Source organism: Algibacter sp. L1A34 (assembly GCF_009796805.1).
GTDB lineage: Bacteria > Bacteroidota > Bacteroidia > Flavobacteriales > Flavobacteriaceae > Algibacter.
Window position 1 is genome coordinate 4,506,643 of the sequence record NZ_CP047029.1, and the last position, 15,855, is coordinate 4,522,497.

At 29.4% G+C, this 15,855-nt stretch carries 16 protein-coding genes; 8 read left to right on the plus strand and 8 right to left on the minus strand.

Going from position 1 to position 15,855, the window contains the following annotated elements; translation table 11 throughout:
• The first annotated feature begins 25 nt into the window (after window positions 1-25).
• The 8 genes from GQR97_RS18990 (at window position 26) to GQR97_RS20015 (ending at window position 6,143) form a co-directional block, all read left to right on the plus strand.
• The gene (locus GQR97_RS18990) at window positions 26-853 is read left to right on the plus strand and encodes a hypothetical protein (RefSeq protein WP_158851274.1); all 828 of its coding nucleotides are present in this window, start codon (window positions 26-28) and stop codon (window positions 851-853) included.
• A 234-nt stretch (window positions 854-1,087) separates the two neighbouring features.
• Window positions 1,088-1,339 (plus strand): hypothetical protein, encoded by a 252-nt coding sequence (locus GQR97_RS18995; RefSeq protein WP_158851276.1) that lies wholly within the window; start codon window positions 1,088-1,090, stop codon window positions 1,337-1,339.
• Between the two features lie 126 nt (window positions 1,340-1,465).
• Complete coding sequence (locus tag GQR97_RS19000; RefSeq protein WP_158851278.1) at window positions 1,466-1,903, plus strand: hypothetical protein; 438 nt, start codon at window positions 1,466-1,468, stop codon at window positions 1,901-1,903.
• 341 nt (window positions 1,904-2,244) lie between these two features.
• Window positions 2,245-2,487, plus strand: a complete 243-nt coding sequence (locus tag GQR97_RS19005) for a hypothetical protein (protein WP_158851280.1) — start codon at window positions 2,245-2,247, stop codon at window positions 2,485-2,487.
• 78 nt (window positions 2,488-2,565) lie between these two features.
• Window positions 2,566-4,158, plus strand: coding sequence for a DUF5060 domain-containing protein (locus GQR97_RS19010; RefSeq protein WP_158851282.1), 1,593 nt, complete (start codon window positions 2,566-2,568; stop codon window positions 4,156-4,158).
• Between the two features lie 9 nt (window positions 4,159-4,167).
• Entirely contained in the window at window positions 4,168-5,070 is a 903-nt protein-coding gene (locus GQR97_RS19015) for a DUF1080 domain-containing protein (protein WP_158851284.1), read from the plus strand.
• Between the two features lie 119 nt (window positions 5,071-5,189).
• Entirely contained in the window at window positions 5,190-5,951 is a 762-nt protein-coding gene (locus tag GQR97_RS19020) for a hypothetical protein (RefSeq protein ID WP_158851286.1), read from the plus strand.
• A gap of 126 nt (window positions 5,952-6,077) precedes the next feature.
• Window positions 6,078-6,143 (plus strand): hypothetical protein, encoded by a 66-nt coding sequence (locus GQR97_RS20015; RefSeq protein ID WP_410488952.1) that lies wholly within the window; start codon window positions 6,078-6,080, stop codon window positions 6,141-6,143.
• Window positions 6,144-6,425: 282 nt separating this feature from the next.
• Here GQR97_RS20015 and GQR97_RS19030 read toward each other — a convergent pair whose 3' ends face one another.
• The 8 genes from GQR97_RS19030 to GQR97_RS19065 all read right to left on the minus strand — a co-directional run bounded on the left by GQR97_RS19030 (window position 6,426) and on the right by GQR97_RS19065 (window position 15,779).
• Window positions 6,426-7,250, minus strand: coding sequence for a phosphodiester glycosidase family protein (locus GQR97_RS19030; protein ID WP_158851290.1), 825 nt, complete (start codon window positions 7,248-7,250; stop codon window positions 6,426-6,428).
• A 79-nt stretch (window positions 7,251-7,329) separates the two neighbouring features.
• The gene (locus GQR97_RS19035; RefSeq protein ID WP_158851292.1) at window positions 7,330-8,433 is read right to left on the minus strand and encodes a toxin-antitoxin system YwqK family antitoxin; all 1,104 of its coding nucleotides are present in this window, start codon (window positions 8,431-8,433) and stop codon (window positions 7,330-7,332) included.
• A gap of 262 nt (window positions 8,434-8,695) precedes the next feature.
• Window positions 8,696-9,772, minus strand: coding sequence for a hypothetical protein (locus tag GQR97_RS19040; protein ID WP_158851294.1), 1,077 nt, complete (start codon window positions 9,770-9,772; stop codon window positions 8,696-8,698).
• A gap of 23 nt (window positions 9,773-9,795) precedes the next feature.
• Window positions 9,796-10,569 carry a type VI secretion system TssO gene (locus GQR97_RS19045; RefSeq protein WP_158851296.1) on the minus strand — a complete coding sequence of 258 codons (774 nt, stop codon included), beginning with the start codon at window positions 10,567-10,569 and terminating at the stop codon, window positions 9,796-9,798.
• Window positions 10,570-10,824: 255 nt separating this feature from the next.
• The gene (locus GQR97_RS19050; RefSeq protein ID WP_158851298.1) at window positions 10,825-11,313 is read right to left on the minus strand and encodes a hypothetical protein; all 489 of its coding nucleotides are present in this window, start codon (window positions 11,311-11,313) and stop codon (window positions 10,825-10,827) included.
• A gap of 53 nt (window positions 11,314-11,366) precedes the next feature.
• Window positions 11,367-13,523 carry a toxin-antitoxin system YwqK family antitoxin gene (locus GQR97_RS19055; RefSeq protein ID WP_158851300.1) on the minus strand — a complete coding sequence of 719 codons (2,157 nt, stop codon included), beginning with the start codon at window positions 13,521-13,523 and terminating at the stop codon, window positions 11,367-11,369.
• A 182-nt stretch (window positions 13,524-13,705) separates the two neighbouring features.
• On the minus strand, window positions 13,706-15,358 hold the full coding sequence (locus GQR97_RS19060; protein ID WP_158851302.1) for a hypothetical protein: 1,653 nt from the start codon (window positions 15,356-15,358) through the stop codon (window positions 13,706-13,708).
• Window positions 15,359-15,365: 7 nt separating this feature from the next.
• Complete coding sequence (locus GQR97_RS19065) at window positions 15,366-15,779, minus strand: hypothetical protein (RefSeq protein WP_158851304.1); 414 nt, start codon at window positions 15,777-15,779, stop codon at window positions 15,366-15,368.
• Window positions 15,780-15,855: the final 76 nt, after the last annotated feature.

Here is a 15,855-nt window from a genome sequence, read left to right on the forward strand (position 1 = left end):
AACCGCTGCAGCCAATTTTAGAATAATGCCAGATAAAAAAGCAAAACAAATTTTATTTAAATCATTTTGGAAAAATGGTTGGATTGACACTAAAGACAGACAATTATTAAAGGAGGATTTCGAATATGCTAAATCAAAAGGCTATATGTTTGAACCTTTAACAATTGACCATAATGAATGTTTGGAAAAAATCATCTCAATAAGAGATAAAATTAGCTTAGAGAACATATCTAAAGCCTTTCTTAGTAGTCTTTCTTCAAAAAGACTTGATCTACGCTCTTCTTTATCAAGTTACTTCTTATCTCATAAATTTAAGAAACACGACTACTCCCCTGTTGTATCAGGAACTTCTTATGAAAACGGACAACCTAAATATCATTCTTACACTTGTAAAATATGTAGGGATGTTCAGTATGGTGTTATAGGTGATAAAAACTATGTAGAACGAGACTTAAATGTACTGAATTTTGAGAGACTAAAATGGGGAGGAGTTAGACATGGTGAATTAATATATACATTGTTTGACTTACAACAGTTTGAAAAAGAAACAATTGAAGAACCTCTAAAAGAAGATATAAATATCTTTAAAAACATACTAAATATTATTGAAACCTCAGAACCAAATGATTATCCAGGAAAGTTAGAAACAAGATTAAAAGATGTTATAAAGTCAAGTAAACCAGAAAGACAAGCACTCATTGAAATTTTAGCTTCAATTGGAATTCTAAAACCTAAAAGTTACGATAGACCCATAAAAGGAAAAAATGACTGGACATTTGTTGAATATTGGAGAGGTGAAGATAAATATGACCAACAAACAGTTGAAAAATATTTTGGAACATACTTGAAATAAAAGTGACCTACAGTAATGATTATAATTAATACGGGTTTTGGTGCTTAATCGAAAGTTTAATGTATTTTTATAAAGTCCGCCAAAGCTTTTGATTTGGTATTTATAATAGAAAAGATAAAAGCAAAATATTTATATTTAGCTAAGTAATAAACCGAAACGATAGTGCTTATCACCTGCCCTACGTTTCTTATACATGAACGTAAAAAAAAGCACCAAATAAAACCCTTTTATAAAATGAAAAAAAATATTTTATTATTAGCTATTTTAATAACAAGCATCTCTTTTATAAATTGCGAAAATGATCCCTGCGATGAAGGCTATACTCAACTCGATAATGGAGTTTGTGTGCCAGATTATATAACAGGAATAGAACAAAAAACCGAATTAGGCAACGTGTTTTTTCATTCAGAACTAGGTGCTGTAACATACAAAAATGGCAGTTGGTTTGATGAAAATAATTCAGTTATCAAGAACATTAATAATTAAAAAAATATAAAAAAAACGCTTACTCTTTTAGCCATTCTATCATTTCTATTTATCAATGCACAATCTAAGAAAGGCACTATTTATTTAAAAGACTCAACAGAATTAAAAGGTTTAGTTAAGGTCAAAATGTTGGGAGGTATTAAATATAAAGCAAATTTAAATTCAGATATTATTCATTATGAAAATAGCCAACTAAATGGTTATGATATAGAAAGAGAAGATAAGAGTGTAGAGCGATATAGATTTAAACTGGTGCAAGGAATTTCTCGTAAAATGAAAATAGTACAATTAGGAAAAATTAATCTATATAGTGTTTTTGTTACAAATTCAGGCTCTGCAATGGGAATGGGAATGGGTGCAGGAATGAGCTTCCCTACATCGTCTGGTTATGTTTATTTTTTAGAAAAAAATAATGTAACAATTAGAACAGGAGCTTGGCTTAAAAAACGAAAATTTAATCTAATTGAAGATTGCCCTACCTTAATAGATAAAATAAAAAAGAAAGAATTTAAGAAAAAGCAGGTGGTTGATATTATCAATTATTATAATAAAGAATGTGTTTAAAACATCGACTCGTTTTAGTTTACCAAATGCGTAACTAAATATATCCAGAACTATTCGTCACAACTCAAAAATGACATTTAAAAGAGACCATCTTGAGAACAAAAAGACTTTTTATACTCTTCTTATATTTGTTGAAGTTGGTTTATATCTCTCATTGTTTTACTTCAAAATTCATTGGATATTTATCTTATTAATATTTCCTTTTTTATTGATTGAAATTATATCAAACATAAGATGTTTAAATCGTTAAAAAAACTTCATTAAAGCCATAGAATTTAAAGAAAAAGAATTAGTTTGTACTCATTTTAATGGTAAGAAAACTAAAATAAGTTACAACAATCTTGTCTATTTCTTTTAGAGAAATTAAATTTGAAAAAGCCAAGTCGGAAATTGAAATAAAAGAAAAAAAACGAATTAAAAATAAATTAATTGGTCGACTTAATATAAAAGATTGGCAAACCATTTTTGAAATAAAAAACGCATTAGCCGAAAAGAAAATGAAACGAATAGAGTTTCAACCAGAAGGATTCTGGAGCAAGTACGGTTGGTGTTTATCAGAAATTACATTAATTGAAATGCAGTAGATATAAGTAAATTTCAATAATTTAACAGGGAATACATAAACACGGTAAATGAGTTCTAAATAAAACCAGACATAAAAAATGAAAAAGTTATTAGTATGCTCATGCTTCTTTTTATTTATACTGTGCAATTCTTTTGGCCAAAACGGTATCCAAGCTTATAAATGGGAAACGGTAGATTTATCGTTTAAAGTAAAAGGAAACATTGAGAAGCCTTTTCAGGTGGAAATATCTTGTAAGTTTAAAGCACCCAACGGTTCTCAAATTACCGTGCCTGGTTTTTACAATGGTAACAATGAATGGCTTGTACGCTTTAATCCAAATATAGCAGGTACTTGGACTTCTGTAAGCTCTGCTTCACTTAAAAAAATAAACGGTATTACCCATATTATTGAAGTCGCGCCTGCAAAAAAAGGAATTCGCGGTGGTATAACAATAAGCGACAAGGATGCTCAGAAACTTATTTACGAAGATGGCACACCATATAATCTGGTTGCTAACGAGGTAGATTGGTTGTTTGCTCTAGATTATGGCAACCCAGATTTAACAAAAACAAAAAAGTTAATTGAGGCCATTTCTGCTAATGGTTTTAATCAAATTATTATGAATGTTTACGCTTACGATTTGGATTGGAACCAAAGTAAAAACATAGATCCTAAGTGGAATTTTGGGTCAAAAAAAGATATATTCCCGTTTTTAGGAGATAATAATAATCCAGATTATTCAGCCTTAAATGTTGAATTCTTTAAGCATTACGATCGCGTTATTAATTTACTTGAAGAACATGGCATTGTTGCTCACATTATGATTTACGTTTGGAACAAAATGGTGAACTGGCCAAAAGCAAATTCGGAGGCCGATAATATGTATTTTGATTATGTGGTAAAAAGATACCAAGCCAAAAGCAACGTAATTTGGGATATTTCGAAAGAAGCGCTACGTTATGGATATGACGATCCGAACTATATTACCGAGCGCATAGACAGGCTAAAAAACCTAGATATGTATAACCGATTGGTAACGGTACACGATTTTGATTATTGCGAAGCCAAACCTGATAAAGTCGATATTATCTCTGCCCAGTTTTGGCATTCTGACATCTACAGTAAAATGCTTAAACTGAAAGAAGAATACCCGAACAAACCCATTATTAATCTAGAAAATGGCGCTTATGAAAAATGCCAGTATGATATTTTTCTGGATAGTAATTATGATGATCCAGTCTCGGGTATAGAAAGAAATTACAAATGTGCTTTTGCCGGCACTTACACCAGCTACTACTGGCAAGGTATGGCGTGGAATATAGTAATTTACGATCCTTTTACTGAAGATGTAACGGTTCAACCCAAATTTGAATACTATAAATACTTTCATGAGTTTCTAAACAATATTAACTTTGATAAACTCCAACCAACTGATCGCCATAGTTCTAGCGGTTATTGTTTGACAAATAATGAAGACGGAGAATACGTATATTACATGCCTAAAGCTAATAGTGCGCTAGCTGTAAAAGGTTTACCTAAAGCTGAAAAACTACAAATACAATGGTTTAATCCGCTTACCGGATTATATACTGAGCCTTACGAAGTAAACTATAAAAGTTGGTTAGTATTGAATCCCGAATTTGAAGGCATTGACAATGTTATTATTGTGAAATTAATTAATAGAATTTAAATTATAAATATGAAATCTAATTTGAAATTAAGAATCTTCCCAATAGCAGTTATTCTACTTTGCCTCTCGCTGAATTCCTGCAATTCGAAAAAATCTACAAACCAAGACTGGGAACCCCTACTAGATATGGAATTAAGCCAATGGGACGAGTTTGTTGGCGCACCTCACTACAGCGTAGCTATTGAAGGTTACGAAAAAGGTAATGGCATGGAAGAAGGAACACCTCTTGGGTTAAACAACGATCCCTTAAACGTTTTTTCGGCTATTGAAATGGATGGAGAACCTGTGTTGAAAATTTCAGGAGAAATCTATGGCGCAGTAACCACAAAAAAAGAATACGAAAACTACCATTTAAGCCTTATGTTTAAGTGGGGCGATAAAAAATATGCGCCTCGTTTAGATAAACCCATGGATAGCGGGATTTTGTATCATGCTATCGGTGAGCAAGGTGCTTTTTGGAACTGTTGGATGCAGTCTCAAGAATTTCAGATTCAAGAAGAAGATTGCGGAGATTACTACACTATTGCTGGTACAGGTGCCGACATAAAAGCTATAAAGAAAGAAAATCCAGATTCGGCTTGGGATATTTTCACCTACAATCCAGACAGTACTTACAAACAATTTAAAACCGGAGAAGACGGCCGATGTAGAAAAAACGTCAACTATGGGAAATTGGAAGGATGGAATCAGATTGATTTGGTTTGTATAGGGGATAAAGCCTACCATATTGTTAATAGAAAAATAGCTCTTGTGGTAGAAAAATCTGTTACTTATGGTAAAAACGACATCGCCAAGTCTTTAACCAAAGGTAAAATCCAACTTCAAAGTGAAGGTGCAGAAGTGTACTATAAGGATGTTAAAATTAGACCTATTAGTGAGCTGCCAGCTGAATTTTCTAGTCAATTAAACTAACGTTTATGCTTATGCCGTATAAAATTAATTGCTTATTTTAGACGTTGCAAAAAACCGCAGTATTCTTAATACATAACCGCTGTGTGTGAGCCAAAATAAACGCCCAAAATTCAAAATAAATGGAAAAAATTAAAGCAACTTTATTAATTATCTCATTATTTATTCTAACAAGCTGTGAAATTGTTCAAGAAACAAAATTTGAATCTGATGGAAGTGGAAAATATAGCTTAGGATTTGACTTATCTGAAATGATGAAAATGGGACAAGACACTAAAGAAGGAACTAATGAACAGTTAGACACTTTAATTGTTTTTTCTGAATTTTTAGAAATAAAAAAAGACAGTATTTCAAAACTAAGTAAAGAAAAACAAGATAAAATAAAGCAATTAGAAAATTTTAGCTTGTATATAAAAACAGATTCAATATCTAATAAATTTGAAATGAAAATTAATTATGATTTTGACAACTTATCAGAATTAAAATTATTCGGAGAAAAATTAAAAGAACAGGATATTAAAGAATTAGAGTTGTTATCTAGCAAAACAAAAGACATGAAAAATGGCGAAGATAATGGCATACCTGATTTTAATAAATCTTACAATACCGTTTTCAATAAAGAACTATTTTCTACAAAAATAAGTCCCGAAGGATTGGTAGAAGCAGAAAAAAATAAAGATACAACGATGACTAAAGATAATCCTATGGCAGATATGATTAGATTTAAAACAAAATATTTTTTTCCATATAAAATCAAAAAAGTGAATAATAAAAATGTTAGAGTTTTACCCGATTTTAAAGGTATTGAAATTACTGGAAATTTATTTGAAATAAATAACGATCCAAAATATTTTGATGTAGATATAGAATTTGAACAAGAGTAAAAAGAAGAAATAGGAACTCCTAAATATGTGAGGTGTGATAATGGCCCAGAGTTTATCTTTAACACATTTATGAACTGGTGTAAAAAGAATTTTATTAAAATTAAGTATACACAACCTAGTAAACCTATGCAGAACGGATATATAAAAAGATTTAATCATTTCTTTAGAGAAGATATATTAGATGCCTATTAATTTTATGACATTTACCTGCTCCAAAAAATTAGCGATAACTGGAGAGAGGTCTATAATTTTAATCATCCACATAAGTATTTAGGGAACATATCTACTAAAGAATATAAGTCCAGATTTGATGAAGAATTTAAATTCTTCATCAAATCTGGACTTAATAATAATTATTTATCGAATTTTAAGATGTCCTAAAAAAGGGAAGCTTACAATATTTGTTAAAAGTGAACACTTTAATTACAAATATTATTTTTAATTTTTCAACTAAAAATAACGTTCTTCAATCAATTATTTTTTTGAAATTCCAATGACATTTGGTATTGGCCAAAACTGATTGTTGTTATCGTTTTCATTGAAGCCCGTTTCATAACTTCCCATCTTTTCAATGGCTGTTTTGTTATGACTAAGGTAAAAAGAAGCTTCTGGTCCACCTTCTAAATACATTAAATTATGTAGGTTTAATGAAGATTTTGCTAGTATATTAATAAAATCGTGCACCGAATATGGCGATCTAGAAAAAATAAAAAGAACATTATCTTCCTTATCCTTGCCAATAACCACCATACTCCATTTTTTACTTTGCTGACTCCATCTATTTTTTTGGTTACAATCCATCATTCTAATAGATTGTGAGAATGAATTGTACTGTGTTTTTAAAACGTCCCAATCTTGACAGGTTAAATCTATAATTTGAAATTCTGGAACACTATCCGTTTTTCTATTAAAAGCAGCAATGGTGTTATCACTATTTAAACTTCCATTATTAACAACATTAAAATTTTTCATGAAACCAACATTTGTTAAATGGTCTGCTCTGTACATGCCTGCATTTATTACTGCAATTTGATTTTCTTGCTTAGACCAATCTTTGGCTGTTTTAGAGCTACCTCCTTTTTCTTTGGCACTCAATAAATTGAAATCGTATAATTTAGAAGAAATTTTTAAAATATCAATTTTACTATCGCTATGACTTGACTTTATTGGCGCATTGTATGTTGTATAATACAGACCTTCATCGATTTCTTCCCAAATTATTTTATCTTCTATAAATTTACCCGACAAAAGCAGACCCCCTATTATTACAGCTAGAACTAAGTATAAAACATTTTTCATCTTATTAATTATTTCTTATATAATTCAACTTTATGATTAACTATTTTCAATGTGCTTTTACTAAAGGTATAAAGTTTGACTAATTATATTCTTTTTCTGATATTATTTTATCATTCTTGTATTCTATCTCTTTTTCAATTTTCCCGTTTAATTTATAGTATTTCCATAAACCAGTTCTTTCATCCTTTGCATATAAACCTTCACTATACACATTACCTGCAGCATTGTAAGTTTTACAAATACCATTCTTTTTACCATCTACAAAAGTTGTGGTTTTTTGAAGCATCTGGTCACTTGTATAAGCGGTCCAAACACCTGTTTGATAGCCAATTTTATATTGCCCTTCTAAGGTTAAATCGCCTGTTTTAGAATATTTTTTATAAACACCATCCTTATAACCATCTTTAGAATCTACAATTTCTTTTTTATTTCCGTTGGCATAAAAATTAGTTTCAGATTTTAAATAACCTTCAGCATATTTCTTTTCACTTAACAAAATGCTTGAAGAATCAAAATACGTACTAACACCATCGAACTTACCATCTACATAAGTTTCTTTAGACGCTAATTTGCCATTAACATGGTAATCTTTCTTAATATAGTCTTTTGCTGCTGTGTAATCTTTCTCCCAAATCATACGACCATCTTCTGTCTTCTGTGACCAAGAGCCTGTAGGTTTGTTACTTTTATAAAACGTGGTTTCAATTAATTTTGTTCCTAATCTTGCATCTTTTAAATGCACCACCCATTTTCCTTCTTTTAAATCATTTTTGTACGATTCGGTTCTTTGCAAATCGCCATTTTTACTATAGGTTTTCCATTCACCTTCTTTTAAACCATTTTTATATTTAAAATCTTCGTTTATGCTTCCATCGGAATAATAAGTAATACTTTTTCCGTTGGCTTGCCCGTTGTCATTAAAAGTCATTTCTTGATCTAGCTTTCCAGACATATTATAATCCTTCTTGGCACCTACCATTTTACCGTTTTTAAAACTAACTTCAGTATAAGCTCCACTATTTTCAGCAATTTTATAATCGCCTTCTAATAGTTTTTTATCATTTTTAAACAAAACATCTTTTCCAAATCGTTGTGTTTCGACATCGTTCCACATTAAATAGGTTTCTTGAGCACTTAATTTTGATATAATTATTAAGCAAATTAATAGAATTATCTTATTCATTTTTTTTAGATTTAAACTTTTATAAAGATATATTAGTCATAACAAAAAATAATTTGGCAATATATATTCGTGAGAGTTGCGTTAATATTAGCTATGTTACTCTTGTTGCAACCTGTTAAATTTTCCGTCTTGCCAGTAAACAAAACCGCCTCCACAACTTTCGGAAGTGTTTTTTTCTATAATATTTTAGCTTAATTCACCTTTTACTTTCTGGCGAATCCTAGTATATAATTAGACCCAATGTTATTTATACTCTAAGTTTTTATTTAAAAGGCTTAATAATTACCTCTTCCGTAATGCTTTCGTTCTCTTTTGTGTTACAATAAAACAACACCTCTTCAATATCACCATAATAACAGTTATTTATATAATAATCGTATTCAAAGTTAGTATCTGGTAATTGCTCCATGGCTTCCATGAGTTGTTCCTTTGTTGTAATCTCTTCAGTATCTACTTTATTTTGTATAGTTTTTATTATTTCTATAGTTTCTTTTAACTCTTTCATTGAGCTATCATTAAGTACTGGATGACTAGAACTAGAAATCACTTCTAAATTTTTCTTAGACTTATGTATAGCTCCAATTTGTTGTGAATCATCTAAGCTTAAAAATTCAGTATTTTTTTGGGGCACTATAATCTGAACTTTATTTTCTTTGAAACGTACTTCAATACTTTCATCTCCTTCCGTTATTTTTTGATAATCTTCAGTTATTTTATAGACTTTGAGTTTTGGGTATTCTATAGTCAAAGTCATTTTTAGCTCTACAATCTCTTTGATTGTATCGATTTCGAAACTTAGCTCATTAAACACGATTTCATCTTGTGAGCTAGAACCATCTTTATATTTAATGTTATGAATTGTAGTTTTAAAAGCTATATTAGAATATTCTTGATTAGCAAATAACATCAGGTTTTCAACATTTAAAATTAGCTGAACTATAGAACCATCCATTCCAAAAGATTGCTGAAAAGAGATATCTTCTGAAATATTAACAATCAATGAGACTGCTTTTGGTTTATCAAATGTAGTCGTCGTCTCAAAACTTTCATTTGTAAATTTTAGTTCGTCTTGATCATTATCTTCATTACATATAAAACCTCGTTTTCGTGTTTCATTTTCTATAATTGAAGGTGACCTATCTACAAAATCTTTTTGAGTTACTACAAATTCTTCAAAACTACTAGACTTTAAATCATTTATCAACTCTTGTTTAAGTGTTGGTCTTTGTGCATTAATGGTTGTAAAACCAAAGAAAGCGCAAATTATAGCTAGTTTAATAACATTCCTGAAATTGAGGATTTTATATACAATGCTATTTCTGTTCGTATGTTTATTCATATTATTTTTTATTAGTTTTATCTTTATTTTAACTGATGATATGTAATGGTTTCTTTAGATTGGTCACAGCTGTGTTCTTTAATCTCTATGACGTCATTTTCAAATATTTTAGACTGAACACCACAGTAGGCATCACCTTTCATCGTTGAAGAATAAACAAGAATAGGTGCGTCATTTTTATTTAAAATTAAATATGCAAAAAGCCTATGTTCTTTCCAGTTTTGAACAATTACCAATTGTTTATTCCCTTTAAAATTATCGGTTATAAAATAATTATCATGCCTGTTTTTTGTGGTATAAGTATATGGAATTTTATAAGTACTTAAATCTTCTTTTGTTATTTTTTTAGCCTCATGTATTTCATGCATTATCGTAGGGAAATCTACAGTAAACACATTACATGGACTAAACCTTTGGTTTTCATAATTCTCTAAAAGCTTTTTTAATCGCTTGTTTTCTAATTTTAAATCTTGATGAGACATATAATCTTCTACTATAATCTTATTTATTTCCTCCATTTTACTGCTGTCTTTATGGAAATCCAAGAATCTTAACTCAACAAGACCTCTGTCTATTAAACTTTTCAGAAAGGGTTGAGCATATTCTGGATTATCTAAAAGTTTAAAATTTTTATGTACATCTTGCAACGTACTTAGCATTTCGCTCTGCCTTTCTGCTTCTAATTCTAGTAATTCTGCTCGTTCTTCAAGTTGATGATTTTTCAAAAAATAAACACCTATTGCTGTGCCTATTAAGACACCAATAGCCAGTATGGTAAATGCTAGTTTATTTTTCATAATAACAATTGTTTTAAGAGATACAGCTTATATAATTAGGATACTTCACAGTATGCTGAAAAACCAATTGATTGTTATCTACAAATAATTTATAAAACGCTGGTGTATGGTAATGGTAACATTCACTTGCGTGCATTGTTACAGTGTATAACAACAAGAATATATATGTGATTTTAAAAATGAACTTCATTTCAATCCTATTTTAAATAAAAATAGTAAAATGATGTTATGACCTAAACTACCAATCTATATTCGCTAGTGTTCATTCTTTTTTTGATGCTTCTTTATGTGATGTAAGAGTTCATTTAAGGTATCTCCTTTTATAAAGTTTTCATTGATACGCATAGTACTGCCATCTAAAAATTTTAGTTTCACCTTTCTAAATCGTAGATAGTTACTTCTTTTAGCATAAATAGCCAAAATAAAAAAGGCTCTATTAGACATTGAAAAATCTACAGATTTTATTTTAAAACTTACCAATGTACTCAATTTACGCTCTTTTGTAATAAGACCTAAAAAACGATGAGTTTTAAAAAAATCATCTTCAATCTCGTAAGTTTTAATATTCCAAAGACCAAATAAAATAACTATGACACCTAAAAAGCACCACCAAAAACTGATACTTTCTGTTTTAAAGAATTCAATATATAATCCTATGATTAATAAGATAACTCCAAGAATAATAGGCTCTAACTGAACGTTATAATCTATTTTAGTTTTTATATGCGTTTTGGTGACCTTCATTGATTATTTAAACTGGAGTGTTATATAATGATATTCATCGTTTTAAGAGTATACTACTTATACCTCGTTTTCTCTATCACTTTACCCTTTTCGTTATATATCTTCCAAACGCCTTTCTTTTCTCCTTTTTCGTAGAACTTTTCTTCTTTTATGGTTCCGTTTTCAAAATATACTATCCACGCACCATCAGCTTTAGAAAGCACAAATTTTCCTGTTTTTTTAACCGTTCCATTTTCGTGATATACTATTAAAGTGGACGTACGTCCTTCTTTATAACTCACACCAATAAAGCTCTCCTTTAAAATATTACTTGGGTAATAATACTCGTACTCCTCAAAAGGACCTCGTGCTTGATCTGTAACGTAATTTTGTTTTTGTTTTAGCTTTCCTTCTCTATTATAATAACTCCAAAGCCCTTCTTTTTTATCTGCTTTATAATAGCCTTCCACTTCTAATTGACCATTAGAAAAATACCGCTGATAAAGTCCTTCTTTTTTGCCATACTGGCCGTATGTGGTTTTCTTTTCCGTCTTGAACTCTCTTAATTGACCATTTTCGTAAAAATCTTTATCTATAGTAGTACCAAAAAAAGATTCATTTTCATTTAATGGATTTAGTAGTTTATCTTCTTGAATTATTATTGAAGATAGTTGCCCTTCATTTCTATAGTAATAGTCAATTCTTTTTGAAGGAAAACAACAATCACCAGAATAAATATCGTCGCTTACAATTTGTCCGGCTTCATTATACTCTTTCCAATTACCACTTTTAACGCCTTCTTTTCTATAACTAACAGATTCTAATTGTCCGCTTTCGTAATATTCTTTTATCTCTCCATGTAAATTTCCTTTTTTATATGAAGCACTGAATTTTAATTGGCCATTTGGATAATATATTTTTTTAGTACCTTCCTCTCTTAAAGTATTATACTCTGTAATAGACTTTAGGTTTTTACTCTCTTTATAATATTCCTTTTTTGTATTGACATGAGATTCTTCATTAGAAAAATCAACTTTTTTCGTCAGTTTTCCTTTTCTATCAAACGTTTGCCAAATACCAGTTTTAATACCATCTTGGTAAGTTCCAGATTGGATAATAATTTTGTTTGAATCCATTTTACCTAAAGCAACAACCTTTTTATAATCTTGTAAATAGGTTGTAAACTGTCCCGTTAATTCTCCTTGTTCATTGTAACTACCTTCATCTAAGACATAGACTTGTGGATTAGCACCTTCAGTATTATAACCTTCTGGTGTGTATTTAAAAGCGCCTGATTTTTTTCCTTTTACATAATTGTATTCATAAAACAACAAACCATCATCATTAAACTTTGCATGCTTACCGTTTTTTATGCCTTTAGTGTAGTTTATGGTTTCTTTTAATTGACCTTTATAATCATAAAATTCTTGAGCACCTTCTAACGTGTCATTACGTTTGCGCTCTATTCTCTCTATGGTTTCATCATTATGCTTATATGTATTCTCAATAATATCACCTTCTGGAGTTTTTAATATTTTGGTGTCTATATCATTGTAATCACCATCGATTATGGTATACGTTTTCTTTAATTTTCCTGTTTTTAAATCATAACTTTTTAAGGTTCCGTTACCATTTTTTAAAGTTCCGTGATTTAACTTATGACCTTCTTTATCGAAAAATGAAAGTATATTATAAATTTTACCGTCTTTATATGTTGCAGAAGAATGTAATTGACCATTGCTGAAAAAGGTTTTTACATTTCCCGTTTTTTTACCTAATAAATTAGTTCCTTTCTCTAATATTTCACCATTTTCATGGTAATATAAATAGTCGCCATCAGCCTGATCTTCGTTATAATTAATAGTAGCTTTTAATGATCCATTTTTAAAAAAGAAAGACCAAGCACCATTTTTTTTACGCGAAGCACTTCTTCCAAAAAAATCTGTACCATTTGTTCTTATAAAGTTTCCTTTTGAATTTAAATGTCCTTCTGAATCGTAAATTAATATTTCTCCAATTTCTTTGTTTTCTTTAGTAAAAACAGTGTCTAAAGTAAATATTGTTTTCTGTCTTAAGACATTATTTTTATAATAGAGTAATTCTTCTTTTGCTGCACCATAAACCTCATGATTAATAACATTTGTTTCTGTACGCTGTGCAAAACTAGCTGAAACACTCATTGCAAACATTAAAATGAAAATTGTACTTTTATTAATTATTTTTAATTTCATGTTCTTTTTTAACTAAAATTATTCACGCGAAAAGTTGTTCTGCAAAAACACCACTAATAAAACCTTCAACAACCATAACGGCAACCAAAACAATTATTGCTTGTAACTAAAGTACAATAGATTAATTTACTACAGAATAGTTATCCCATATTTGTAAGCCTTCAATCTATATTTGAAAAAAATTAGTCTTCCGATTTTTTAAAAGTGATTGTTTTTACCTGTTTTGTTTGTAGTGTTACTAATTTATCGTCTTGATCGTAAATAGCAAATGTACCAGCATCGTTCGTTACCAATAAATCATCCGTATAACGTAAAGCTATAAAATTTGTAAAAGTTTCTTCTGATAATAATTGATTTTTTTCAGTAGATATAAGTTTTAAACCTTCTTCATTTTTAAGCCTAGCAGTAAATATAGAAGGACTTACATAATCTATACGAGAATAAGGAAGTTCTGTAATCCATTGGTTGTCTTGATTTAGGAAATAATATATATTTCTATCATAATCTTCAGTTTTTACATAGAAATATTTATCAGAATAGTTTTGCGTTTTAGAGTTATAAATAAACGAAACTTCTGATGGAAATGACTTAATGACTTTTCCCTTTTTATCTATAAAATCTGTTTTATCATTTAGTTCGTGAACATAAACATTTTTTATAGGTTCAATATTTTTTAGTGTTGGTAAAAGTGTAAGTGTATCTCTTCTATTTTCTAAATACAGCGTAAATGAATCAACATTGCCTTTTAAAACGTTTTTGTTCACTTTTCTAGACCTATCATCCTGATTTTTAAATTTTAAGTCCATATACTTAAGTGTAATAAAAAGATCTTCATAGTTATGTGCATTGTACACATACTCATAAATTTCTTTTTTTAACTCTAAATATTCGACATAGCTTTCTTTTGGAGTTTCATTGCCACAATTACTAATTCCGAATTCGGTATCTAACACATTTCCTTCTTTATTAAAAAAGATTTCTTCTAAAACGGTGCCTTTATGATAAGGATAGTAATCACTTGGCAACTCATATTCTACATAATTATCTTCCATCTTTAGAAGCTTAATATTACCTTTTTGAACACCAATTTCATCTTTATTAAAATGAACAGAGTCAATCTTTGCTAAATACTTTAGTTTAATTTCTATTTTAAAACTATCTATTGGTTTTATAGTTTCAATTGGAATTGCGTTTAATGGAAACGCATGGACATCTACTGCTACAGCATTATTATCTTGAGTGCCATCATAATAAAAGATGTCCATGATTGTTAAATCCTCTTCAGAATCAAAATTAATGGGATAATAAGGTCTATAGGAACTATTTTCTGTATATCTAAAAACGGCTGCACCATTATATCTGGTCACTGCTCTTATTGATGATTTGTTGTTTTCAAAATATTGATTAAAATAAACCCCTTTATTGATACTATCTCTAAATGATAAGTGATTATTATTAACTAATTTTTCAAAAACATTTTCTCGAGTATTAAACCTTTCTTCATCTGGTAAATAAGATTTAGTTAGACTTTTAAAATGATTATTTTCATCTTTATCCGCAGCCGTAAAATTGTCAATAATATCCGCTTTATTGTTTAAATAAAATTCATAATTAGTTTTAATTTGATTTTTCACCTCTTCAACACTTGTTGTATCAAGATAAGCTGTAATGTCGGTTTCAAACTGTTTAATCTTATAAGTACTATGACATAAACTTTCTTGTTCTTCAACCATTTTTGGTGTTACAACTTTTAGAGGATCAACCTTCTCAATTTGAGAATTGCAAGACATTAATGAAATACCAGTAATAACTAACCCTATTTTATATTTTCTCATGCTTTATTTACTTAATTGTAATACCACGACCACCATATAAATGAACGGCTAAAAAGCTGAATTCTTCACCTAATTCTTGCTTTTTTAAATTGTTCCTTTTACTATTTTCTATTATTAGATTTTTTAATTGACTTAATTTAGACATTGCAATACCAGCAATTATAAAAACGGCAAGGATAATTACACCTACTATAGACAACTCCACAGCCATAATAGTATCATAAGTATCTAACTCATAACTATTACCTGCAATAAATATATTATGCACCAAAATAAGTATAAATATAACCGCAAAACATAGTTTAGCATAGGTTTCCATACCTAATGAAACGACATAGAGACTAAGCATTTCTTGAGTTTTATCTGTTGGCACAGCATCTAAAGACTTTAATTCAATTTCTAGTGTTGTATCGTTTTCCATAATTTAGCTATTTTGAATTACTAAAGTAGAATAGATAATAGTAATAAAAACTAGATAATTTATATTCGATAAGGTT